Origin of the sequence: Kitasatospora sp. CMC57 (assembly GCF_045866025.2) — a bacterium.
Taxonomy (GTDB): Bacteria; Actinomycetota; Actinomycetes; order Streptomycetales; family Streptomycetaceae; genus Kitasatospora.
In genome coordinates this window covers 2,181,319-2,205,082 of sequence record NZ_AP035881.2, presented here as the reverse complement: position 1 = coordinate 2,205,082, position 23,764 = coordinate 2,181,319, and the positions used below count along the sequence as shown (strand labels likewise).

At 72.1% G+C, this 23,764-nt stretch carries 16 protein-coding genes; 7 read left to right on the top strand and 9 right to left on the bottom strand.

All coding sequences use genetic code 11. The features are described from left to right. Positions 1-349 precede the first annotated feature (349 nt). The 7 genes from ACKUU6_RS09810 to ACKUU6_RS09780 all read right to left on the bottom strand — a co-directional run bounded on the left by ACKUU6_RS09810 (position 350) and on the right by ACKUU6_RS09780 (position 8,516). Complete coding sequence (locus ACKUU6_RS09810) at positions 350-1,369, bottom strand: N-acetylglucosamine kinase (protein WP_407988105.1); 1,020 nt, start codon at positions 1,367-1,369, stop codon at positions 350-352. Between the two features lie 54 nt (positions 1,370-1,423). Then, positions 1,424-2,704, bottom strand: coding sequence for a 6-phospho-beta-glucosidase (locus ACKUU6_RS09805; protein WP_407992081.1), 1,281 nt, complete (start codon positions 2,702-2,704; stop codon positions 1,424-1,426). An 8-nt stretch (positions 2,705-2,712) separates the two neighbouring features. Beyond that, on the bottom strand, positions 2,713-3,597 hold the full coding sequence (locus ACKUU6_RS09800) for a carbohydrate ABC transporter permease (RefSeq protein WP_407988104.1): 885 nt from the start codon (positions 3,595-3,597) through the stop codon (positions 2,713-2,715). 3 nt (positions 3,598-3,600) lie between these two features. After that, entirely contained in the window at positions 3,601-4,560 is a 960-nt protein-coding gene (locus tag ACKUU6_RS09795; protein WP_407988103.1) for a carbohydrate ABC transporter permease, read from the bottom strand. 7 nt (positions 4,561-4,567) lie between these two features. Next, a complete protein-coding gene (locus tag ACKUU6_RS09790) occupies positions 4,568-5,914 on the bottom strand; it encodes an ABC transporter substrate-binding protein (protein ID WP_407988101.1) in 1,347 nt (448 codons plus the stop codon). A gap of 92 nt (positions 5,915-6,006) precedes the next feature. After that, positions 6,007-7,170, bottom strand: a complete 1,164-nt coding sequence (locus tag ACKUU6_RS09785; RefSeq protein ID WP_407992080.1) for an ROK family transcriptional regulator — start codon at positions 7,168-7,170, stop codon at positions 6,007-6,009. A gap of 227 nt (positions 7,171-7,397) precedes the next feature. Continuing rightward, positions 7,398-8,516, bottom strand: coding sequence for a mechanosensitive ion channel family protein (locus ACKUU6_RS09780; protein WP_407988100.1), 1,119 nt, complete (start codon positions 8,514-8,516; stop codon positions 7,398-7,400). Positions 8,517-8,853: 337 nt separating this feature from the next. Between ACKUU6_RS09780 and ACKUU6_RS09775 the strand changes: the two genes are divergently transcribed. Continuing rightward, entirely contained in the window at positions 8,854-9,462 is a 609-nt protein-coding gene (locus ACKUU6_RS09775; protein ID WP_407988099.1) for an HNH endonuclease, read from the top strand. A gap of 112 nt (positions 9,463-9,574) precedes the next feature. On the opposite strand, the gene ACKUU6_RS09770 is transcribed toward ACKUU6_RS09775, so the two are convergent. Beyond that, positions 9,575-13,342, bottom strand: a complete 3,768-nt coding sequence (locus ACKUU6_RS09770) for a beta-N-acetylglucosaminidase domain-containing protein (protein WP_407988098.1) — start codon at positions 13,340-13,342, stop codon at positions 9,575-9,577. A gap of 301 nt (positions 13,343-13,643) precedes the next feature. Between ACKUU6_RS09770 and malQ the strand changes: the two genes are divergently transcribed. Next, positions 13,644-15,752: a 4-alpha-glucanotransferase gene (gene malQ, locus ACKUU6_RS09765; protein WP_407988097.1), complete on the top strand. Its 2,109-nt coding sequence runs from the start codon at positions 13,644-13,646 to the stop codon at positions 15,750-15,752. A gap of 21 nt (positions 15,753-15,773) precedes the next feature. Beyond that, entirely contained in the window at positions 15,774-16,004 is a 231-nt protein-coding gene (locus tag ACKUU6_RS09760) for a hypothetical protein (RefSeq protein WP_407988096.1), read from the top strand. Between the two features lie 71 nt (positions 16,005-16,075). On the opposite strand, the gene pepN is transcribed toward ACKUU6_RS09760, so the two are convergent. Continuing rightward, entirely contained in the window at positions 16,076-18,667 is a 2,592-nt protein-coding gene (pepN, locus tag ACKUU6_RS09755; RefSeq protein WP_407988095.1) for an aminopeptidase N, read from the bottom strand. Positions 18,668-18,937: 270 nt separating this feature from the next. Here pepN and ACKUU6_RS09750 point away from each other — a divergent pair, with 270 nt between their 5' ends. From ACKUU6_RS09750 to ACKUU6_RS09735, 4 genes are all read left to right on the top strand, one after another. Then, entirely contained in the window at positions 18,938-20,125 is a 1,188-nt protein-coding gene (locus tag ACKUU6_RS09750; protein ID WP_407992079.1) for an ROK family transcriptional regulator, read from the top strand. A 197-nt stretch (positions 20,126-20,322) separates the two neighbouring features. Next, the gene (locus tag ACKUU6_RS09745; protein WP_407988094.1) at positions 20,323-21,417 is read left to right on the top strand and encodes a sugar ABC transporter substrate-binding protein; all 1,095 of its coding nucleotides are present in this window, start codon (positions 20,323-20,325) and stop codon (positions 21,415-21,417) included. Between the two features lie 216 nt (positions 21,418-21,633). Then, a complete protein-coding gene (locus tag ACKUU6_RS09740) occupies positions 21,634-22,422 on the top strand; it encodes an ATP-binding cassette domain-containing protein (protein WP_407988093.1) in 789 nt (262 codons plus the stop codon). After that, on the top strand, positions 22,419-23,675 hold the full coding sequence (locus ACKUU6_RS09735; RefSeq protein WP_407988092.1) for a sugar ABC transporter permease: 1,257 nt from the start codon (positions 22,419-22,421) through the stop codon (positions 23,673-23,675). Before ACKUU6_RS09740 ends, ACKUU6_RS09735 begins: the two co-directional genes overlap by 4 nt. Positions 23,676-23,764 lie beyond the last annotated feature (89 nt).

The window sequence follows — 23,764 nt, the reverse complement described above, 5'->3', positions numbered from 1 at the left end:
CCCACACCCGAGACCCGACCCGACGAGTCTCGGACGTGGGCACGATGCTTCGCACCGAAAACCCCGACCCATTCACCCTTTCGAGCCTGCGCCGGGGTAGCAGCCGCCAGGGGTACGCGGGACAGTGCGACCCTCCCCGACCGGCTGGGCACTGTCCGGGCGATCGTGCCGGGCGTGCGACGCCGGACCCGCCGCGCCGGCGGCTGATGTCACATCCCGGCTGGACGCACGGCCGGACCGCCCAAGTACGAGGCCGTTCCGGCCGCACACCCAGCCGGGCGCCCGACGCCGCACCCCCCCGCGGCGCCGGCCGCACATGTCACAGCCGACAAGATCGCCCGGACAGGGCCTAGCGGAGCGCTCCCACGGAGGCGGTGGTCGGGTAGGCGTCCCGCAGGCGTTGCTGGGCGGCCGGGTCGCCGCCGAGCTGGTCGAGGCCGAGCAGCGCGGCACCGAGCACGGGCGGTGCCACCACGACCCGGGCCTCGGCCAGCGGCGCTGCCGCAGCGAGTCGCGCCGTGACGTTGTCGAGCAGCAGCGGCTGCCGCGAGGCCAGCACCCCGCCTCCGAGGACCACCGGCGCGGGCGTCGAGAGCAGGTCGAGCCGCCCGAGCGCGACCACCGCGAGCCGGACGATCTCGTCCGCCTGACGGTCGATCAGCGCGAGCGCCGTCCCGTCCCCGGCCTCGGCGGCGGCGAACAGCACGGGGACCAGCTCGTGCAGTCGGCCCCCCGGAACCCGTCCGAGGTGGATCTCCTCGGCCAGTGAGGTGGCGGACGGCAGTCCGAAGTGGGCCGCTATCGCCTCGGAGAGGGCGGTCGGCTCGCCCCGGCCGTCCTCGGCCCGGACGGCGTGCCACATCGCGGCGCCGGCCAGCCCGGAGCCACCGCCCCAGTCGCCGCTGAGCTTGCCGAGGGCGAGGAAGCGGGCGGTGCGGCCGTCGGGCAGCAGTCCGGCGCAGTTGATGCCCGCGCCGCAGACCACCGCCACGCCGCGCGGGCCGTCGGTGCCGGCCCGCAGCAGGCCGAAGGTGTCGTTGGCGACGGTGTTGCCGACGCCCCAGCCACGGGCGGTGAGGGCTGCCAGCAGCGCGTCCTCCTCGATCGGCAGGTCGGCGTTGGCGAGACAGGCGCTGACGTGCGAGACCAGGACGCCGGAGTCCGGGTCGAGCCCGGCCTGGGCGGCCACCGAGGCGACCAGCGGCGCCAGTTCGGCGATCGCCGTCTCCGCCCCGACGGTCTGCGGCTGGAAGCCGCCGCCCCGGGCGTGGCCGAGTATGCTGCCGTCGGCGCCGACCAGGGCGACGTCGGTCTTGCTGTTCCCGGCGTCGATGGCGAGGACGCCGCGGAGGTGTTCAAGCTGCTGCATCAGGTCCTCGCTCGTACGTGGCCCGGCCGTCCCGGCCGGGCGTGGACAGAGAGCTCACGCCCACGGCAGGTGGTCCCGGTTGTGCGCGAGCAGACGGTCCGTCAGCTGGTCGGCGAGTTCGATCTGCCCGACCAGCGGGTGGGCCAGCAGGGCGTCGAAGACCCGGTCCCGGCCGCCCTTCAGGGCTGCCTCCAGCGCGAGTTGCTCGTACGCGGTGACCCCGGCGATCAGGCCGGCGTACAGCGGCTCGACCGGCCGCTGCGGCAGTGGCCGGACCCCGTCCGCGTCCACCTCGGCGGGCACCTCGATGACCGCGTCGTCGGGCAGGAAGGGCAGCACGCCGTCGTTGCGGGTGTTGACCACCTGCACGCTGGTGCGGCCGTCGGTGCCGAGCAGCGAGGCGATCAGCTGGACGGCGGCCTCGGAGTAGAAGGCGCCGCCGCGCTGGCCGAGCAGTTCCGGCTTGGTGTCCAGGGTGGGGTCGGCGTACAGCGTGAGCAGCTCCTGCTCGATCGCCGCGACCTTCTCGGCCCGGGATCCCTGGACCTTCAACTCCTCGACCACCAGGTCGTGCTGGTAGAAGTAGCGCAGGTAGTAGGAGGGCACCACGCCGAGCCGCTGGATCACCGGCAGCGGCAGCTTCAGGTCCTCGGAGATCTCCTTGCCGAAGCCGGCCAGCAGCTCCGGCAGCACCTCGCGGCCCGATGTCGCGTCGGGAGCGTCCAGCAGGGTGACCCCGCGCTCCCAGGTCAGGTGGTTCAGCCCGACGTGGTCCAGGCGCACCAACTCCGGTGCCACGCCCAGGTGGGTGGCGAACCTGCGCTGGAAGCCGATCGCCACGTTGCACAGGCCGACGGCCTTGTGCCCGGCGGTCTGCAGGGCCCGGGTGACGATGCCGACCGGGTTGGTGAAGTCGACGATCCAGGCGTCCGGGTTGGCCCGCCGGACCTGGTCGGCGATGTCCAGCACCACCGGGACGGTGCGCAGCGCCTTGGCCAACCCGCCCGCGCCGGTGGTCTCCTGGCCGACGCAGCCGCACTCCAGCGGCCAGGTCTCGTCCTGGTTGCGGGCGGCCTGCCCGCCGACCCGGAGCTGGAGCAGTACGGCGTCCGCGCCCTGCACCCCGGCGCTCACGTCGGTCGTGGTGGTGACCACCGCGCCGTGGCCCTGCCGGGCGAAGATCCGCCTGGCCAGTCCGCCGATCAGCTCCAGCCGCTCGGCGGCCGGGTCGATCAGCACCAGCTCGCCGATCGGAAGGGTGTCGCGGAGCCGGGCGAAGCCGTCGATCAGCTCGGGTGTGTAGGTGGAACCGCCGCCGACGATTGCCAACTTCAGTGCGGACATCAGCCCTTGACCCCTGTCAGTGTCACGCCTTCGATGAAGGCCTTCTGCGCGAAGAAGAAGAGAACGATCACCGGTGCCATCACCAGCAGCGTGGCCGCCATGGTGAGGTTCCAGTTGGTGTGGTGCGAGGCCTTGAACGAGGCCAGGCCGTAACTCAGCGTCCAGGCGTCCTGGTTGTCGCTGGCATAGATCTGCGGGCCGAAGTAGTCGTTCCAGCAGTAGAAGAACTGGAACAGCGCGACGGCCGCGATGGCGGGCCTGGTCATCGGCACCACCACCTTGAGCAGGGTGCGGAACTCGCCGCAGCCGTCGATCCTGGCCGCCTCGACGTACTCCTTGGGCACGGTCAGCAGGAACTGCCGGAGCAGGAAGATCGAGAACGCGTCGCCGAAGGCCATCGGGATGATCAACGGCCAGAGGCTGCCGGTCAGATGGAGCTGCTTGGCCCAGAACAGGTACATCGGGATGATGATCACCTGGGGTGGCAGCATCATCATCGAGATCACCGCCATCAGCGCCAGGTTCCGGCCGCGGAAGCGGAACTTGGCCAGCGCGTAGGCCACCGGCAGGCTGGAGACCACGGTCAGCACGGTGCCGAGTCCGGCGTAGAGCAGGGTGTTGCGCCACCAGCTGAGGAAGCCGTCGGTCTGCCACACCTTGACGAAGTTGCCCCACTGCCAGCTGTGCGGCCACAGGTCGGAGGTGATCGCCTGGCGGTCGGTCATCACGGAGGTGAGGAAGACGAAGACGAACGGCAGCACGAAGAACAGCGCGGCCGCGATGGCCAGCGAGTGCACGGCCACCCAGTGCAGCGCGGCCCGGCGGCGGGCCACCCTGACGGCCGCGTCGCGGTGGGTCAGCGGAAGGGAGACGGTTGCGGTCATGGATCAGTCCTCACTGGCCAGCAGACCCGACCTACGGCGCAGCAGCAGCGACGTGAAGGCCATCGAGATCACGAACAGGATCAGCGCGATCACGCAGGCGGAGCCGTAGTCGGAGCGCTGGAAGCCGAGGTTGTAGACCATCTGCGGCAGGGTCCAGGTGGAGCCGTTCGGGTAGCCGGGCTCGTACTGCTGGCCGGAGCCGCCGATCACGCCGCTGGCCACCTTCCCGGCCACGATCGCCTGGGTGTAGTACTGCATGGTCTGGATCACCCCGGTGACGACCGCGAAGAGCACGATCGGCGAGATGTTCGGGACGGTGACGAACCGGAACTTCTGCCAGGCGCCAGCCCCGTCCAGTTCGGCGGCCTCGTACTGCTCCTTGGGGACGTCCAGCAGGGCGGCCATGAAGATCACCATCAGGTCGCCGATGCCCCACATCGCCAGCATGGTGAGGGCCGGCTTGGACCAGTCGGGGTCGGTGAACCAGCCCGGTGTCGGCAGCCCGAGGTCGCCGAGGAACGCGTTGACCGGGCCGGTGCCGGGGTTGAGAAGGAAGGCGAAGGCGATGGTGGCGGCCACCGGCGGGGCCAGGTACGGCAGGTAGAACAGCGTGCGGAAGACGCCCGCGCCGGTCTTCACCTTGGTGATCAGCAGACCGATGCCGAGCCCGAACGCGACCCGCAGGGCGACCATCACGACCACCAGCCAGAGGGTGTTGCGCAGGCCCTGCCAGAACGACGGGTAGTCGTTGAAGACGTAGCTCCAGTTCTGCAGACCCCGGAAGGTCGGCGCGGTGAAGCCGTCGTACTTCATGAAGGAGAAGTAGGCCGTGGAGACCAGCGGGTAGGCGAAGAAGACCGAGAAGCCGATCAGCCAGGGGGACAGGAAGGCGAAGGTCCTGAGTGCCTCCCGGCGGCGCTTGCGCTTCAGCGCCGCCGGGACGGGGGTGCCGACGAGTGCCATGGTGCCGTCACTTGGCCTGGTTGACGGCCGCGTCGATCTCCTTGGCCGTGGCGGCGAGCCCGGCCTTGAGGTCGGTCTGCTTGCCGGACTCGTAGTCGAAGCCGAGGTTCTGCAGGCTGATCTGGTAGGCGCCACCGTTCAGACTGGCCGGGGTGGTGCCGGAGTTGGGGTTCTTGGCGATGTCGATGAAAGTCCGGAAGTTGGGATCGGTGGTCAGCTTCGGCGAGTTGAGCGCCTCGAAGGTGCTCGGCACGTTGTGGATCGCGTTCGCGAAGCTCACCACGGCGTCCGTGTCGGTGGTCAGGTACTTCACCAACTCCCAGGCCGCGGCCTGCTTCTGGCTGCCCCGGGCGATGCCGATGATGGTGCCGGTCTGGTAGCCCCGGCCGTACGTGGCGGCCTGGTCGTCCGGCACCGGGAACGGCGCGGTGGCCCACTCGAACGGCGGCTTCTCCTCGTCCAGCGCGGCGGTCCGCCACTCGCCGTCCAGCGCCATCGCCACCTGGCCGGTGTGGAAGGGGTTCTTGGCGCTGAACTCGTCGCCGAAGCCGGTCCGGTACTTCTCCAGCTTCTCGAAGCCGCCGAGCTTGCCGACCAGGCCCTTCTGCCAGTCCATCACCGCCGCGACCTTGGGGTCGGAGGCGACGGTGGACCTGCCCTCACCGTCGAAGTAGCTGGGGCCGTACTGGCCGAGCAGGTGCCCGATGCTGGTCTCGTAGCCGTGGTAGACCGGCATGAAGCCGAGCTGCTTGTAGCCGTCGCCCTCGGCCACCGTCAGCTTGGTGGCCGCCGCCTCGAACTCGCTGAAGGTCTTCGGCGGCGCGGTGATCCCGGCAGCGGCGAATGCGGTCTTGTTGTAGTAGAGGCCGTACGCGTCGCCGAGCAGCGGCAGCGAGCACTGGTTGCCTTGGAACTGGCTGTACTTGAGCATCGCGGCCGGGAAGGTCTTGGCCGGGTCGATGCCGTCCTTCTTCAGGAACGGGTTCAGGTCGGCCCAGACCTTGGCCGCGCAGAACTTGCCGACGTTGTCGGTGGTGAACGAGGAGACCACGTCCGGCGCGTCCGGGCCGCCGGCCCGGAGTGCCTGCTCGCTCTTCTCGTCCTCGATGTGCGGGACGATCTTCACGTGGATGTTCGGGTGCGCCTTCTGGAAGGCGGCCACGTTGTCCTCGATCGCCTTGGTCTCGCTGTCCTGGCTCCAGCCGTGCCAGAAGGTGATGGTCACGTCCTTGCCCGCCGCCGAGTCGTCCTGGCCGCCGACGGAGTTGGTGCCGGTACAGGCGGTGGCGAGCAGGGCCAGGACGGCGCTGCCGGTGACGGCGGCGAGCAGGCGGGAAGGTCTGCGGGAGTGCATCGAGGGTCCTCCTGGGACTGTGCGGGCAGGCGGAAGCGCACGGGCGGTGGTCGGGCGGTGAAGTGACGGTGGATCACGGCGGCGGCCGGGTGTCAGTGGGTGGAGAACACCGACTCACGGGCCGAGGCGAGGGCGCGCTGCAGGGCGCCGTGCAGGACGGGGGAGCCGGGGACGGTACTGCTGCGGACCTCGGGCCGGGGGATCGAGATCCGCGCCAGCGCGTCCTGGACCGACGCGCGCAGCCGGTCGCCACCGGCCGTGACGGTGCCTCCGGAGAGCACCACCAGCTCCGGGTCGACCACCGCGACGATCGAGGCGAGGCCGACCGCGAGCCGCTCGGCCAGCTCCGCCAGGAACTCGTCCCCGGCACCCGGGGTCTCCAGTGCGCCGGCCACGGCCGCCTCGGTGGTGGAGCCGCCGAGGCCGTGCTGCCGGGCCAGCGACAGCACCGCCTCGGCGCCGGCCAGCTCCTGGAAGCCACCGGAGTTCTTGCGCCGGACGTTGTACACCACCGGCGCGCCGGGCACCGGCATGTAGCCGACCTCGCCCGCGCCGCCGGTGAAACCGCGGTGCAGCCGTCCGGCCAGCACGATCGCGGCGCCGAGGCCCTCCTCGGCCCAGAGCATGACGAAGTCCTCGCACCCCTGCGCCGCGCCGAACGCCTGCTCGGCCACGGCGGCCAGGTTGACGTCGTTCTCGATGGTGACCGGCGCGCCGAGCGCGGTCTCCAGCTCGGCCAGCAGCTTCGGCGAGTGCCAGCCGGGCAGGTGCGAGGCGTACCGCAGCTTGCCGCTGGCCGGGTCCAGCGCGCCGGGCACCCCGACCACGATCCCGTGCAGGTCGCCCGGCGTCAGCCCGGCCTCCCGGGCCGTCCCGGCGAGCGCTTCGGCGGTCCGCCGCACGGTCTCGGCGGCGGGCCAGCCCTTGGTGGGGGTCAGCGCCTCGGCCAGCGTGGTGCCGGTGATGTCGGCCACGGCGGTACGGACGTGCGTGGTCGTCACGTCGAGCCCGGCCACGTACCCGGCGGCCGGGTTGACCTGGTACAGCTGCGCGTTCGGCCCCGGGCCGCCGGCCGTGGTGCCGACCGGCAGGACCAGGCCGGCGCTCTCCAGGCGGCCGAGCAGCTGGGAGGCGGTGGGCTTGGAGAGCCCGGTCAGGCTGCCGATCTGGGTCCGGGAGAGCGGGCCGTGCGCGAGCAGCAGCTCGAGCGCCGCCCGGTCGTTGATCGCCCGGAGCAGGCTCGGGGTACCGGCGATGGGGGTACGGGTGTTGTCGGTCACAGCCCAGATCCTCCCCTCTCGCGACCCCGGCGTGCTGTGCGGGGTGGCGCTGCGTGAACTGTTAGGAAACTTTCCAATCGCTGAGAAGGACGGTAGGGCGCGGCCGCGAGGGTGTCAATGGGCCGTCCTCCCGAGGATGCCGAAGCGTTACGTGCGGACAGCGCGGAACCCCGCCCCACGGGTGGGAGCGGGGTTCCGGGTGGCTACTCGCCCGGCTGGGCCGGGATCGGCTTGGCGACCTGCGGGCCCTCGGGCACGTGGTCCGCCGGTGCGGGCGGCGCGGTACCGGCCGGCTCGGCGGCGGCCACCGTGACGGCGGCCGGCGCGTCCTCCTTGAGCTTCACGCCCACCTCGTCGAACGCGGCCTTCAGCCGCTGCCGCAGTGTCCGGGCCACCAGCAGCGCCTTGCCGGGCGAGGTACGGGCCTCCACCCGCAGCACCACCGAGTCGAAGGCCACCGACTCCACGCCGAGCACCTTGACCTGGCCCCAGATCAACTCGTCGTACGGGGTCTCCTTGGCCAGCTGCTCGGCGGTCTCCTTGATCAGCTCCTCGACCCGGACCAGGTCCTCCTTGTAGCCGACCTGGACGTCCACCGAGGCGGTCGCCCAGCCCTGGCTCATGTTGGCGATCCGCTTCACCTCGCCGTTGCGGATGTACCAGATCTCGCCGTTCGCCCCGCGTAGCTTGGTCACCCGCAGGCCGACCTCCAGCACTGTGCCGGTCGCCACCCCGGTGTCGATCTCGTCGCCGACGCCGTACTGGTCCTCCATGATCATGAAGACCCCGGACAGGAAGTCGGTGACCAGGTTCCGGGCGCCGAAACCGATCGCCACACCGGCCACACCGGCGCTGGCCAGCAGCGGTGCCAGATTCACCCCGAGGGCGGAGAGCACCATCAGCCCGGCGGTACCCAGGATGGTGAACGAGGTGACGCTGCGCAGCACCGAACCTATCGCCGCCGACCGCTGCTGCCGCCGCTCGGTGTTCACCACCCCGCTGTTCGCCAGCAGTCCGCCGAGCCGACCGAGCTCGACCTCGCTCTCCGGCGGCCGGACCATCCGGGCAATGAACTTGCTGATCAGCTTCTGCAGCACCGCCCGCAGCACCAGGGCCAGCACCACGATCAGCATGATCCGCAGGCCGTTCTCCAGCCAGCCCTGCCAACTGCTGCTCAGCCAGCCCGCGGCCTGCCTGGTGGCCTCGGCGGCCTCTGCCGGCGAGGTCGGCAGCCTCGACAACGGATCGTCGGACGGACCGGACGAAGGGGAGGGCGAGGACGAGGCGTCGGCGAGGAGGCCGAAAGCGCCGGAGCTGAACACGAGCCGAGTCCTTCCTGCTGGGGACCACTGGCCACCTGCGGGCCACTGATCAGCACGAACTGCCACCCTAGCGGCCGTACACCACCCGGACGGACGACCCGTCAGCCCCCGGAATGGGCCGAAGGGGCCGGTCACCAGCGACGAATGGTGCAGCCTGGCCACCCACTGGGCATATCCGATATGACAGAACCCACATCGACCCCGTTTCGCAGGATTGGTGGCGCCCTACAACGGCGTAAGGCGACACTGGTGGAGATCGTGTCGGGCAGACAACCCCACGCGCTCACCCGCTCGTCCCGGCGCGAGCCACGCGCCGCAGGCGTCCAAGGAGGCCTCCGTGCCGCATGTCCTGGTCCTCAACGCGTCGTACGAACCACTCGGTGTCGTCTCGATGCGCCGCGCTCTCATCCTGGTCCTCAACCACAAGGCGGTCAGCCTGGAGGATTCCGGAATCACTCTGCACAGCGCCACCAGCGCCGTCTCGGCGCCGTCCGTCGTCCGGCTGACCCGCTTCGTCCGGGTCCCCTTCTGCGGACCCGTCCCGCTCACCCGCCGTGCCCTGTTCGCTCGCGACCAGGGCCGCTGCGTCTACTGCGGGGCCGCCGCAACCAGCGTCGACCACGTCGTCCCGCGCAGTCGGGGCGGCCAGCACCGATGGGACAACGTCGTGGCGGCCTGCCGCCGCTGCAACCACACCAAGGCCGACCGCCACCTGGCCGACCTCGGCTGGCGGATGAAACGTCCGCCCGCCCCGCCCAGCGGGCTGGCCTGGCGCATCATCGGCACCGGGATCAAGGACCCGCGCTGGCGGCCCTACCTCGAGCCGTACGGCGCGACCGAACAGTTCCGCGAGTACGAGCACCACGACCATACCGACCACGGAGCCGCCTTCCCGGCCCCGCACGGCCGGACCCACCGCGGCGAACCTGAACCCCTCTCCGCCTGACAGACAGGGCCTGCCAGCCAATCCTCGGTACGCCTCATGGGCCGCCGCCACCCCCCCACCGGGAGTGCCGGCGGCCCGCCGCGTGTCCGGGGTCCCTGAGCCGTCTGCCCGCCTAGCCGGCGGCGTAGAGCTCGATGCCGGAGAGCGAGTAGCCGTACGGGGTGGCCCGGGTGACGCCCTGGAGGCGTACCCAGCGGGTGTCCGGCGCGTCGAAGCGGAGGGTCTCGGTGCCGCCCCGGCCGTCCTCGACGGTGATCGCAGGGGTCCAGTGTTCGCCGTCGGCGGAGGTCTCCAGGCGGTAGGCGGAGGCGTAGGCGGACTGCCAGGTGAGGACCGCCGAGGCGAGCCGGGTGGCGGTCGGAAGTCGGAGCTGGACCCAGGCGTCGTCCTTGGCGGGGGCGGTCCAGCGGGTCTTCGGGTCCCGGTCGTTCACGGCCCCGGCGGGGGTCTTGGCGGAGTCGTCCCCGGAGGAGGTGGCCACCGCGTCGGGGGCCAGGTCGGGACCGGTGGCCGGTGGGACCACCCGGACCTGGAGCACCTGGCGGACCGTCACCCCGGCCGCCGTGAAGCTGACCGGCACCTGGTAGGTGCCGGTGGGCGTCCCGGCCGCCGCGGTGACCTGGAGCGGGGCGGCGACCTGCCCGCCGCGGGGCACCGCCAGGGCGGGCACCGGAGCGACCGTCAGACCCTTGGCCACCAACGGGACCTCGGCCCTCAGCTCACCGGTGATCACGTCGGGGCGGCCGGACTCGACCACCGCCCTGGTCTGTGCCGGGACGGTGGCGCCGGTGACCACGTCCAGGACGGGGGAGGCCAGACCGAGCCGTGCGGCGGGGGTGTCGGCGTACCAGGGGATGATCTGGTTCACCACCGGAGGCTCGCCGCCGGGGGCCCAGTGCAGTCGGATCGCGCTGACCGGGCGGCCCTGGGCGGGCAGCTCGTTCCAGCCGGGGCGGACGGCGCCGACTGCCACCCAGCCGCCGTCGGCCTGCTGGACCTCCACCGTGCCGGTGGCCCGGACGGTGGGGTCGGTCAGGACGGTGACCCGGTCCAGCGGCCGGGGCGCGCCGAGTTCGACGGTGAGCGGGGCGTCGTTGCCGCCGGGGGCGCTGGCGGCCCGGTAGGCGGTGTCGGGGTTGCCGTCGAGTACGGCGGCGGCCGGGGAGCCGGGGGCGGCGACCGGGCCGCCGGTCACGGTGGCCGGGGTCTCGCCGGGGGCCGTGACGCTGAACTCCCGGACCGCGACGGCCGTCTTCTGGCCACCGGTGGCACGTAGCCGGACGGCCTTGGCCACCACACCCGCGGGCGCCGTCGCGGTGATGTCCCGCCGGCCGTGCACCTCGGCCAGCTCCTTCCAGCCGCCCTCGCCGGTGGTGTACTCGAGCACGCCCTCGTGCAGGTAGTCACCGGCCGCGCTGCGGGCGTCCGGCCCGTCGCCCCAACTGCCCATCAGCACCGACACGGTGCCCAGCGGGCGGCCGGGGCCGAGGTCGAGGCCGATCGCGTCGCCCGGCTGCGGCGGTGCGGAGGTCCAGTAGAAGGTGTCGGCGGCGCCGTCGGTCATCAGTGCGGGCCGGTGGTCGTGCGCGGTGCCGAGCGTGGTGGTCGCGCCGATCGCCCCGGCCGGGACGCCGGACCAGCTGTCGGCGGCCCTCGCCGCCCGGTCCAGGAACGGGTCGAGCACCCCGGCGCCGACCACCGCGCCGCCCTGGGTCAGCTGCTCGCGCTCGCTGCGCAGGGTGACCCGGTGCTGCCAGGCTGCGGTGCCGTCGCCGCCACGCTGCGCCAGCAGCATGTCGACCGCCGCCACCCCGGCCCGGCCGTAGCCGGAGAGCTGGGTGAGCCAGGGGTCGGCCTCCGCACCGAGCGCTTCGGTGGCGAGCGCCTGCCGGGCCCCCGCCATGGTGGCGAAGGCGTCCCGCAGCGGGGCGGCGGCCTCGGCCACCCGGGCCGGGTCCGGGGTGCTGCCGCCGGTGGGCTCCAGAGCGGCCCAGAACCGTTCGGCGAGCGGGACCAGGTAGCCGGACTCGGCCTTGGCCAGCGGGGACGAGGAGCTGTTGCCCGCCAGCGCGGTGACCGCGGCCAGCGCGGCGTCCGTCCCGGCCAGCGGCCGGAGCGCGGCCTGCCAGGACTCGGCGGGCCGGTAGCCGGCCGGGTTCCAGGCGAAGTCCGCGGCGGTGGCCAGCGGGATCCGGGAGACCACCGGCTGGGCCATCGCGGCGGTCACCAGCGCGGCCGAACCGGTGGCCAGCTCAGGGTCGCGGCCCTGGTAGGCGCCGAGGTAGAGCCGGTCCGGCGCGGAGTCGTTGACGGGGTAGCTGTCCAGCGTGACCAGCGGGTGCCCGGCCGCCTTGGCCGCCTCGGCGACCTGACCGGCCGTGATCTTCGCCGGGATCACCGAACCGCCGCTCCACGCTACCTGGACGTCCTTCGGCAGCCCGGCAGCCAGCGCCGTCCGGTACGGCGAGGCGACCGCCTTCTGGTAGTCCGTCGGCACCACGGTGAGCGGGAGGCGCCCCTTGGTGAGCCGCTCCCTGACCTTGCCGACCAGGGCGGCCTGCGCCTTGGCGGCCGCCTCGGGTCCGGTCCCGAAACTGCGGCGGTCGGTGGAGCAGTGCCACTCGTCGTAGCTGACGTCCAGGAACTCCAGCTGGAACGCCTCGAAGCCCAGCTTGCGCAGCCCGTCCAGCTTGCCCAGCAGCGCGTCCAGGTCCTTGGCGGAGCTGTAGCAGAACGACTGGCCCGGATCGATCGAGTACGCGAGCGTGACGTGGTTCTGCCGTGCCCGGTCGGCGAGTTGGCGCAGCTCGGCGGTCTGCTCGGCGGGGTAGGCGTCGCGCCAGCGGGAGAGGCGGTACGGGTCGCCGCCGGGAGCGTAGAGGTAGTAGTTCTGCTTGGTCCGGCCGAGGAAGTCGAGCTGCGCCAGCCGCTGTTCGCCGCTCCACGGGGTGCCCTGGAACGACTCGGCGATGCCCCGGACGGCCGCGCCGCTCGGCCAGTCGCTGACCACCACGCCAGGGAAGCCGAGCGAGCCGGGGCCCTGCCCCTGACCGGGCTGGACGGGGGCGAGCAGCTGGCGCAGGCTCTGCGCGGCGTTGAACGTACCCGCCGCGTCGACGCCGGCCAGCACCACCGCGCCGTACGAGCCGCCGGTGGTCGGCAGCTGACCGGCCGCCAGCAGGTAGCCGCCGGCGGGCAGGTCGTCGAACGACAGCTGCTGCCCCGCCGCCGCCGCGAGGCTGCGCAGCGCCCGGTCGACCGCCCCGTCGGCCGCCTCCGCGGGCCCGCCGACGTACACGGTCAGGCTGCCCGGCGCGGGCTCGGCGGGCAGGTCGGGCAGCGAAGTGACGGTGGTCGCCCCGGCCGTGCCGAGCAGCTCCCGGACGGTGTCCAGGGCGGGCCCGTCGGCCTGGTCCGCGCTCACCAGGTTCACGGCGGGCGGCACGCTGACGGGCTTCCCGACGGCGGTCAGCTGCTGCGGCCTGGGGTACACCCGCGGGTCGGCCAGCGTGCCCAGGGGCGTCCTGGGCGCACTGCTGACGGCCCGTCCGACCGGCACCTCTGCGTACGCCGTCCCCGGGACCCCGATCAGCAGACCGCCGACCACGGCGGCGGCCGAGAGCGTCGCGGCCAGCTGCAACGTGGCCCGCCGCCGACCTCGGCGGCGCTCCGCCCTGACCGAGGCGAGCAGCGGCTCGGTCCCCTTGAGGTCCGCGATCAGCCGGTCCGCCACCCTGGGCGCCAGCTGCCGCGCAGTCCGCGCCGTGGCCCGCCGGGCCGCCAACGCGGCCGGGTGCCAGAGCACCTCCCGGAGGGCCGGGCTCTGCTCGATCTGCCGCCGCAGTCGCCGACCGGCAGCCACCGAAACCCGAGCCTGCACAGGACCCTCCTCATCACCTGACACGTCCGGTCCAAGCCCCCGCCGGACAGCCCACCAGCAAGCCGTGCAGGTGTCAACGCCCATGCACGCAATGCCGGGTATGCCAGGAAAGAGATGCTCTGCCCCCTCAGGGGCGCGGGACGCAGCCGCACGCGTCACCACCCCGCGCCCCTGAGCGTGCGCCCACTCCCACCGCACTCCGTTCGGGTGACTCCGCCGTGCGGGTGCCGGGGTCGGCCGGGGTCGGCCCGGGTAGTACTGGGAAGTCCCGTACGGCTTCACTGACCGCAGGAGCCCAAGAGTGGCCGCATACCTCGACCGCGCAACCGCCAGCCCGCAGGCTCCCGCCGAGGATCCGCCGCCGTCGCCGGAGTTGGTGGCGTTGGCGCATGCCCACGGGGTGGACAGTACGTACGACCCGGGTTCGGGGCCGGTGCAGGTGGCGCCGCACACCCTGGTGGCGGTGCTGGGGGCGCTGGGGGTGGATGCCGGGACGCCGGCGGCGGTGCGGGAGGCGATGGAGCGGCACCGGGCCGAGCAGGCGGGCCGGCTGGTGCCGCCGTGCGTGGTGGTGCGGGCGGGTCGGCGGACGGCGCTGGACGTCCCGGCGGAGGCCCGGCTCACCGTCGAGCTGGAGGACGGCGGCAGCTGGGGCCTGCCGGCCGGGCGGTCGCACTGGCTGCCGGCCGACCTGCCGCTCGGCCGGCACCGTCTGACGGTCCGTTCGGGCGACCGCTCCGAATCGGTTCCGCTGATCGTCGCGCCGCAGCGGCTGCCGGAGATCGGGCAGCGTTCCTGGGGGTTCCTGGCCCAGCTCTACTCGGTGCTCTCCGAGCGCTCGTGGGGGATGGGCGACCTCGGTGACCTGGCGGAGCTGGCGCAGTGGGCCGGGCACGGGCTCGGGGCGGGCTTCCTGCAGATCAACCCGCTGCACGCGGCGCTCCCGGGCGCGCCGTCCGACCCCTCGCCGTACCGGCCTTCCTCCCGCCGGTTCGCCGACCCGGTGCACCTGCGGATCGAGGCGGTGCCCGAGTACCCGTACGCCGATCTGGGTGATCTCCCGGAGCGCGGGCGGAGGTTGAGCCGGGAGGTGCTGGCCCACGACGGGCTGATCGACCGGGACGCGGTCCGGGCGGTGAAGTACCAGGCGCTGGAGATCCTGCACCGGGTCCCGCGCGGCCCCGGCCGGGAGGCGGCGTACCGGGCCTTCGTAGAACGGGAGGGCCGCTGGCTGGAGCAGTACGCGGTCTGGTCGGCGCTGGCCGAGCGGCACGGGGACGACTGGCGGCACTGGCCCAAGGGCCTGCGCCACCCGGACAGCCCGCACGTCACCAAGGCGGCCCAGGACCTGGCCGACCGGGTGGAGTTCCACCGCTGGCTGGCCTGGCTGACGGACCAGCAGCTGGGGGCGGCCCAGCAGGCGGCGAAGGACGCCGGGATGCCGGTCGGCCTGATCCACGACCTGGCGGTCGGCGCGCACCCGGACGGCGCGGACGCCTGGGTGCTCCAGGAGGTGCTGGCCGAGGGCATCTCGGTGGGCGCCCCGCCGGACGCCTTCAACGCGCACGGCCAGGACTGGGGCCTGCCGCCCTGGCGCCCGGACGCGCTGGCCGCCGCCGGTTACGCCCCGTACGCGGAGCTGCTGCGCGCGGCGCTGCGGCACACCGGGGCACTGCGGATCGACCACGTGATGGGCCTGTTCCGGCTCTGGTGGGTGCCGGCCGGGCACCCACCGACCCAGGGCGCGTACGTCCGCTACGACGCGGAGGCGATGCTCGGGGTGCTGGCGCTGGAGGCGCACCGGGCGGGCGGGTACGTGATCGGCGAGGACCTGGGCACGGTGGCACCCGGCGTGCGGGAGGAGCTGACGGCGCGCGGGGTGCTCGGCACCTCGGTGCTCTGGTTCGAGCGGGACTGGCGGGCGGACGGCGAGATCCTGCCGCCGGAGCGCTGGCGGGCCGCCTGCCTGGCCACCCTGACCACCCACGACCTGCCGAGCACCGCGGCCCGGCTCTCCGCCGAACACGTCGAGCTGCGGCACCGGCTCGGCCTGCTGGCCCGCCCGCTGGCCGAGGAGCAGGCCGAGGCGGCCGCCGAACTCGCCGACTGGCGGGCCGAACTGACCCGGGCCGGGCTGCTGCCCGAGGGCGCGGAGCTGACCGCCGAGGCGCTGTACGCCTTCCTGCTGGCCACCCCCGCCGAGCTGGTCGGCGTCTGGCTGCCGGACACGGTCGGCGACCCGCGCCCGCAGAACCTGCCGGGCACCTGGGACCAGTACCCCAACTGGCGCCTGCCGGTGGCCGACCGGAGCGGACGCCCCGTCACCCTGGAGGCCCTGGCCGCGGCGGAGGGCACCGGGCGGCTCAGCGGCGTGCTCGGAAGGCGGACCCCGGGGAGCGGCGTGGCGTGAGCGGCCGCTACCTTAGGAAACGTGGACAAGAGGAACGCTTTGCGAGCCGGCGCGGTCTCCGCGGTGGCGACGCTGATGATGCTGATGACGTCGCCCGCCGCCCTGGCGGTCACCCGGGACGACGGCGACGACCCGGGCAAGGGTCTGAGCACGGTCGACACCCTGGCCCTTTACGTGGCGGCCCCGCTGGTGCTGTTCGCGTTGATCGCCGGTCTGGTCATGCTGCCCTCGCTGGGCAAGGGCAAGAAGTAGCGGCCTGAACCCCGAAGGACCGCCGTCCGGCTCCGAGCCGGACGGCGGTCCTTCGTGCGTTCGCCGCGGGCTCAGCGCCCGAGCTCCCGGGCGGCCGCCGCCCGGTCGGCGGCCTGCGCCCGGATCGCGCGCTCGACGGCCGCACGGGCCTCGACCACCATCCGGCGCAGCGCCGGGGCCGGCTCCGCCGAGGCCAACCAGGCGTCGGTGGCGTCCAGGGTGGCCTGTCCGACCTGGCGGGCCGGGTAGAGGCCGACCACGATCTGCTGCGAGATCTCGTGGCTGCGGGTCTCGTAGATGCCCTTGATCGCGGCGAAGTACTTCGCCGTGTACGGGGCGAGCAGCTCCTGCTGGTCGGGCTGGCCGAAGCCGCTGATCACGGCCTCCTGGACGTAGTTGGTCAGCTCGTCCGACTCCACCACGGAGGCCCAGGCCGCGGCCTTGGCCTCGGCGGTCGGCCGGGCCGCGCGGCAGGCGGCCGCGTGCTCCTGGCCGGCCGCGGTGTTGTCCCGCTCCAGCTCGGCGTCGATCGCCTTCGCGTCGGCGCGGCCGGTGGCCGCCAGCCGGGAGAGCAGCACCCAGCGCAGCTCGGTGTCGACGGCCAGGCCATCGATCACCTCGCTGCCGTCCAGCAGACCGGCCAGCAGCGCGAGCTGACCCTCCGTCCGGGCGGCGGCGGCCAGCGTCCTGGCCCAGGCCAGCTGGTGGTCGCTGCCGGGCGCGGCGGCGCGCAGCCGCTCCTCGGCGGCGGTGGACCAGCGCAGCAGGCCCTCCTCGCGCCAGGCCGGGTCGGAGTACACGTCCAGCGCCAGCTTGACCTGCCGCTGGACCGACTGGACCACGCCGATCTCGCTCTCCGTCGCCAGACCGGAGAGCGCCAGCGCCAGGTAGTCGCGGGTGGCCAGCTCGCCGTCGCGGGTCATGTCCCAGGCGGAGGCCCAGCACAGCGCGCGGGGGAGCGAGGCGGTGAAGGCACCGAGGTGCTCGGTCACCACGGCCAGCGAGGCTTCGTCCAGGCGGACCTTGGCGTACGACAGGTCGTCGTCGTTGAGCAGCAGCACGGCGGGCCGCTGACGGCCGGTCAGCTGCGGCACCGGGGTCTCGGCACCGTCCACGTCCAGCTCGATCCGCTCGGTGCGGACCAGCTGACCGTCCTTCAGGTCGTAGCAGCCGACGGCGATCCGGTGCGGCCGGAGCACCGCCTCGCCCTTGGCGCCTGCGGGTAGCGCGGGGGCCTCCTGGAGCACCGAGAAGGAGGCGACGGTGCCGTCCTCGGCAAGCGTGACCGAGGGGCGCAGCACGTTGATGCCGGCCGTCTCCAGCCACGCCTTCGACCAGGTCTTGAGATCGCGGCCGCTGGTCTCCTCCAGCGCGCCGAGCAGGTCGCTCAGACGCGTGTTGCCCCAGGCGTGCGCCTTGAAGTACGCCTGCACGCCCTTGAAGAACTCGTCCTGGCCGACGTACGCCACCAGCTGCTTGAGCACCGAGGCGCCCTTGGCGTAGGTGATGCCGTCGAAGTTGACCATGACGTCCTCGAGATCGTTGATCTCGGCCATGATCGGGTGGGTGGACGGCAGCTGGTCCTGCCGGTACGCCCAGGTCTTCATCTCGTTGGCGAAGGTGGTCCAGGAGTCCGGCCACCGGGAGCCGGGCGCCTCGGCCAGGCAGACCGCCTCGGCGAAGGTGGCGAACGACTCGTTCAGCCAGAGGTCGTTCCACCACTCCATGGTGACCAGGTTGCCGAACCACATGTGGGCCAGCTCGTGCAGGATGGTGGCGGCCCGCGACTCGTACGCCGCGTCGGTCACCTTGGACCGGAAGACGTACTGGTCCCGGAAGGTGACGGCGCCCGCGTTCTCCATCGCGCCGGCGTTGAACTCCGGCACGAAGAGCTGGTCGTACTTCTCGAACGGGTAGGCGCAGTCGAACTTCTCCTGGAAGAAGTCGAAGCCCTGCCGGGTGATGTCGAAGATCGCGTCGGCGTCCAGGAACTCACGCAGCGACGGCCGGCAGTAGACCCCGAGCGGGACGACCTGCTCGCCGCTGCGGTACTCGTCGAAGACGCCCACGTACGGGCCCGCGATCAGCGCGGTGATGTAGGTGGAGATCCGGCCGGTCGGGGTGAACCGCCAGACCTGGGTGTCCCCGTCGCCGACCGGGGCCGGGGTGGGGGAGTTGGAGACCACGACCCAGCCCTTGGGGGCGGTCACCGTGAAGGTGAAGGCCGCCTTGAGGTCGGGCTGCTCGAAGGAGGCGAACACCCGCCGGGCGTCCGGGACCTCGAACTGGGTGTAGAGGTACGTCTCGCCGTCCACCGGGTCGACGAAGCGGTGCAGGCCCTCGCCGGTGTTGGTGTACGCGCAGTCGGCGACGACCTTCAGCTCGTTCTCGGCGGCCAGGTCGGGCAGGGCGATCCGGCTGTCGGCGAAGCTGTCGAGCGGCAGCGGCACGCCGTTCAGCACCAGCTCGGACACGCTCGGCGCGACCAGGTCGATGAAGCTCGCGCTGCCCGGAGCGTTGGCGGTGAACCGGACCACCGTGGTGGACCGGAACGTACCGCCGTCGCGGGCCGAGCTCAGGTCGAGCTCGATGTCGTACGACTCCACGTGCAGGAGCGCGGCCCGGGTTCGGGCCTCCTCACGGGTCAAGTTGGTGCCAGGCACTCGCAGGACTCCTTCGTCAGGCATGGATGCCTGGCATCCTCCCACGCGGCAGGTCCCCGGCGCCCGGGGCATATCAAGTGGGCCACGGACGCTCCGAGAACGATCCGCGTCAGGTCTCCGTTCAGCACCGGTTCCCCTTGACGCGAGCGCAGGTGCGGTGCCGACCATAGAGTTCAGAAGTTGAAGGTGAACATTTTGAGCACCGCCGCAACGGCGCGGCTGGGACGGGGACGGTCGAGTACCCGTGCCCAGGAAGGGTGAACCATGTCGATCGACACACCGGGATCGCAGTCCTCGCTGCACCGGGCCAATCTCGAACGGGTGCTGCGCGCGGTCCGGCTGGCGGGCTCGCTGACCCAGGCGGAGATCGCCCGGTCCACCGGGCTCTCCGCGGCCACGGTGTCCAACATCGTCCGGGAGCTGAAGGAAGCCGGCACCGTGGTGGTGGCGGACACCTCCTCGGGCGGCCGCCGAGCGCGCTCGGTCTCGCTCAGCGGGGACGCCGGGATCGTGGTCGGCGTCGACTTCGGCCACACCCACCTGCGGGTGGCGGTGGGCAACCTGGCGCACCGGGTGCTCGCCGAGGAGAGCGAGCCGATCGACGTGGACGTCTCGGCCCAGCAGGGCTTCGACCGCGCCGAGGCGCTGGTCGAGCGGCTGCTGGCGCAGGCCGGGTTCAAGGCGGAGAAGGTGGTCGGGGTCGGCCTCGGCGTGCCGGGGCCGATCGACCAGGAGACCGGCGCGCTCGGCTCCACCGCGATCCTGCCCGGCTGGACCGGCATCGTGCCCGGTCGGGAGCTCGCGCAGCGGCTGGGCATGGCCGTGCACGTCGACAACGACGCCAACCTCGGCGCGCTCGGCGAGCTGGTCTGGGGTGCCGGCCGGGGGCTGTCCGACCTGGCCTACATCAAGGTGGCCAGCGGTGTGGGCTCCGGGCTGGTGATAAACGGTCAGATCTACCGGGGCCCCGGCGGTACGGCGGGCGAGATCGGCCACATCACGCTGGACGAGGCGGGGCCGGTCTGCCGCTGCGGCAACCGGGGCTGCCTGGAGACCTTCGTGGGCTCGCGGTACCTGCTCAATCTCTTGAACGCCAACCACCCGGGAGAGCTCACCCTGACCAAGGTGGTGCAGCTGGCCCAGCAGGGTGACCTGGGCTGCCGCCGGGTGATCGCGGACGCCGGACGCCAGATCGGCAGCGGCGTGGCCACGCTGTGCAATCTACTGAACCCCCGCCGGGTGATCCTCGGCGGAGACCTCGCCGAGGCCGGTGAGCTGGTGCTTTCCCCGATCCGGGACTCGGTGGCGCGGTACGCGATCCCGTCCGCGGCCCGGCAGCTCTCGGTGGTCCCGGGCACGTTGGGTGGCCGGGCCGAGGTGCTCGGGGCGCTCGCGCTGGTGATGAGCGAGATGGGCGAATCCGGCGCAATCCGCCAGACCTCGGCCGTCGGCGCCTGACACCGGAAATCGCTCTCCCGCGTCCGCAGAAAGCGAAGCCGAGGCCGTTTGGTCTCGGCTTCGCCTTCAGGAAGATAACGAAAAGGTTCGGATCGGCGCTCAGCTGATTTTACTTCTTGACGACAAGCGAGCCTCAGGGGTTGACTCCACCTCACCTCGCCGCAATGTTGCGGCGCCGTCAGGGAGGCACCCCCACCATGAACGCAATGATGCGTCGCGCACTCGTCGGCACCGCCGCGCTCACCATGGCCATCTCGATGGCCGCCTGTGGCAAGGCCGGTGACGACAAGAAGGACAGCGCCGCGTCCGGTGACACCAAGTCGATCGGCCTGCTGCTCCCGGAGAACGCCTCGTCCACCCGGTACGAGTCCTTCGACAAGCCGTTCATCGAGGCCAAGGTCAAGGCGCTGTGCGGTGACTGCAACGTCAAGTACAGCAACGCCGAGGGCTCCGCGTCGAAGCAGAAGCAGCAGTTCGACACCCTGATCGCGCAGGGTGTCAAGGTGATCGTCCTCGACGCCTTCGACGCGACCTCGACCGCGTCCTGGGTCAAGGAGGCGGCGGCCAAGGGTGTCAAGGTCGTCGCGTACGACCGTCTGGCCACCGGCCCGGTCTCCGCGTACGTCTCGTTCGACAACGAGAAGGTCGGCGAGCTCCAGGGCGAGGCGCTGGTCACCGCGCTGGGTGCCAAGGCCGCCGACGCCAACGTGGTCATGATCAACGGTGACGAGGCCGACCCGAACGCCGCGTACTTCAAGTCCGGTGCGAAGAAGGCGCTCGACGGCAAGATCAAGAAGATCGTCTACGAGGCCTCCGGTGAGTGGAAGCCCACCGTGGCGGGCCAGAAGATGGGCACCGCGATCACCAGCCTGGGCAAGGAGGGCTTCCAGGCCGTCTACTCCGCCAACGACGGCATGGCCGCGGCCATCATCACCCAGCTGAAGGCTCAGGGGATCAACGTCCCGGTCGGTGGCCAGGACGCCGGCGTGGACGCCATCCAGCGGATCGTCGCGGGCGACCAGGCGTACACCATCTACAAGGCGTACAAGCCGCTCGCCGACTCGGCCGCCGAGCTCGCGGTCAGCCTGCTCCAGGGCAAGGACGTCAAGGGCATCGCCACGGCGACCGTGGACAGCCCGACCGACAAGGGCATCCCGGCCAAGCTGCTGTCCCCGAAGGTCGTCACCAAGGCGAACATCCAGGACACCGTGATCGCCGACGGCCTCTACAAGGCCGCCGACATCTGCACCGCCGACTACGCCGCCGCCTGCGCCGCGGCCGGCCTGAAGTAAGTCGGTACGGGCCGGCGCTCCTGACGGAGCGCCGGCCCACCGGCGCGCCGTGGTTCCGTACCGCCGCGCCCCGAACGTTTCTCGCACCAGGGCCTGTCCGACGCATCCCGTCGGAGCTGGCCCTCCCCAGACAGGCCCTACCCCTTCGCGCCCCGAATCGGCGCGCGGCAGGCCGAGTCACCCCTCGTCAGGAGCCGGTGGCACGGAATGAAGGAGATGGTTCACGTGACAGGCGCACCCGTACTGGCGTTGCGCGGAGTCTCCAAGCGCTTCGGTGCCGTCCAGGCGCTCACCGACGTCCACTTGGAGGTCCACGCCGGCGAGGTGGTCGCCCTGGTCGGCGACAACGGCGCCGGCAAGTCGACGCTGGTGAAGACCATCGCCGGCGTCCACCCGATCGACGAAGGGTCGATCGAGTGGGAGGGCCGCGAGGTCCGGATCAACCGCCCGCAGGACGCGCAGGGTCTCGGCGTCGCGACCGTCTACCAGGACCTCGCGCTCTGCGACAACCTCGACGTGGTCGGCAACCTCTTCCTCGGCCGCGAGCTGAAGAAGTTCGGCACGCTCGACGAGGTCGGGATGGAGAAGCGGGCCAAGGAACTGCTCGACACCCTGTCGATCCGCATCCCCAGCGTGCGCATCCCGATCGCCGCGCTCTCCGGCGGTCAGCGCCAGGTGGTTGCGATCGCCCGCGCCCTGGTCGGCGACCCGAAGATCGTCATCCTCGACGAGCCCACCGCCGCGCTCGGCGTGGAGCAGACCGCCCAGGTGCTCGACCTGGTCGAGCGGCTCCGCGAGCGGGGCCTCGGGGTCATCCTGATCAGCCACAACATGGCGGACGTCAAGGCCGTCGCGGACACCGTCGCGGTGCTCCGCCTGGGCCGCAACAACGGGTCCTTCCCGGTGGCCGGCACCACCCACGAAGAGATCATCTCCGCCATCACCGGAGCCACCGAGAACGCCGTGACCCGGCGTCAGGCACGCATCGCGGAGGAAGCGAAGTGAGCACCAACCAGACCACCGAGGCGCCCGCGCCCGCGATCGACCCCCGTCTGCTGGTCCGCGAGCAGGGCTTCGCCGGCTACGTCGGCGAGTTCAAGCGGAAGATGAAGAGCGGCGACCTGGGCTCCGTCCCGGTCGTGCTCGGCCTGGTCCTGATCGCGGCCATCTTCCAGGGGCTGACCGGCGACTTCCTGAACGCCGACAACCTCACCAACATCACGCTCTGGATCGCGGGCCCCGGCCTGATCGCGGTCGGCATCGTGTTCGTCCTGCTGCTCGGTGAGATCGACCTCTCGCTCGGCTCGATCGCCGGTGTCTCGGCCGCCGTCGCGGGTGTGCTGTCGGCCCGGTCCGGCGTCAACGAGTGGCTGTCGATCCTGATCGCGCTGGCCGCCGCCGTCGCGATGGGTGCCCTGCACGGCTTCTTCTTCGCCAAGATCGGCGTGCCGGCCTTCGTGGTCACGCTGGCCGGTCTGCTGGCCTGGAGCGGTCTGCAGCAGTTCGTGCTCGGGGACAAGGGCACCGCCAACGTGCTCAACGACGGCGTGATCGCCAACCTCGACCACTACTTCGTCGGTGACGGCGACATCGCCGCCACCTGGATCTTCGCGCTGGCCGGCGTCGCCCTCTTCCTGGCCGGTCAGCTGCTGGACGCCAAGCGCCGCTCCTCGGCCGGGCTGGCTTCCCGCCCGGTCAGCGAGATCGCCCTGCGCACCGGTGTGATCGGGCTCATCGCGATCGCCGCCGCGGCCACCCTGAACCAGAGCCAGGGCCTGCCGCTGCCGCTGGTGATCTTCCTCGGCATCGTGGTGATCACCGACTTCGTGCTCCGCCGCACCTCGTACGGCCGACAGATCTTCGCCGTCGGCGGTGGCATCGAGGCGGCCCGCCGGGCCGGTATCAACGTGGCCTGGGTGCGGATCTCGGTCTTCATGATCTCGGCCGGCATGGCCGCGCTCGGCGGGCTGTTCATCATGAGCCAGCAGGGTTCCGCCGACAAGGCGCTCGGCAGCGGCAACGTGCTGATGAACTCGATCGCCGCGGCCGTCATCGGCGGCACCAGCCTGTTCGGCGGCCGGGGCAAGACCTGGTCGGCGCTGCTCGGCATCCTGGTGATCCAGTCCATCATCACCGGCCTCGACCTGGTGCACGTCAACCAGTCGATCCAGTACATGATCACCGGCGCGGTGCTGCTCGCCGCCGTCGTGCTGGACTCGGTCTCCCGCCGGACGCAGAAGTCCTCCGGACGAGGTTGACCACTCCGGGACCGTGTGAGGCTCGGCACCCGAACCAATCGGGTGCCGAGCCTCGTCATGTCGGTCAACACCGGTCAACCCGAGGCGCG

Bases quoted from the DNA above. Each gene is read 5' to 3' on its own strand.
- ACKUU6_RS09810 (WP_407988105.1), bottom strand. From the start codon at position 1,369: ATGCAGCAGCTTGAACACCTCCGCGGCGTCCTCGCCATCGACGCCGGG.
- ACKUU6_RS09800 (WP_407988104.1), bottom strand. From the start codon at position 3,597: ATGACCGCAACCGTCTCCCTTCCGCTGACCCACCGCGACGCGGCCGTC.
- ACKUU6_RS09795 (WP_407988103.1), bottom strand. From the start codon at position 4,560: ATGGCACTCGTCGGCACCCCCGTCCCGGCGGCGCTGAAGCGCAAGCGC.
- ACKUU6_RS09790 (WP_407988101.1), bottom strand. From the start codon at position 5,914: ATGCACTCCCGCAGACCTTCCCGCCTGCTCGCCGCCGTCACCGGCAGC.
- ACKUU6_RS09745 (WP_407988094.1), top strand. From the start codon at position 20,323: ATGAACGCAATGATGCGTCGCGCACTCGTCGGCACCGCCGCGCTCACC.
- ACKUU6_RS09740 (WP_407988093.1), top strand. From the start codon at position 21,634: ATGGTTCACGTGACAGGCGCACCCGTACTGGCGTTGCGCGGAGTCTCC.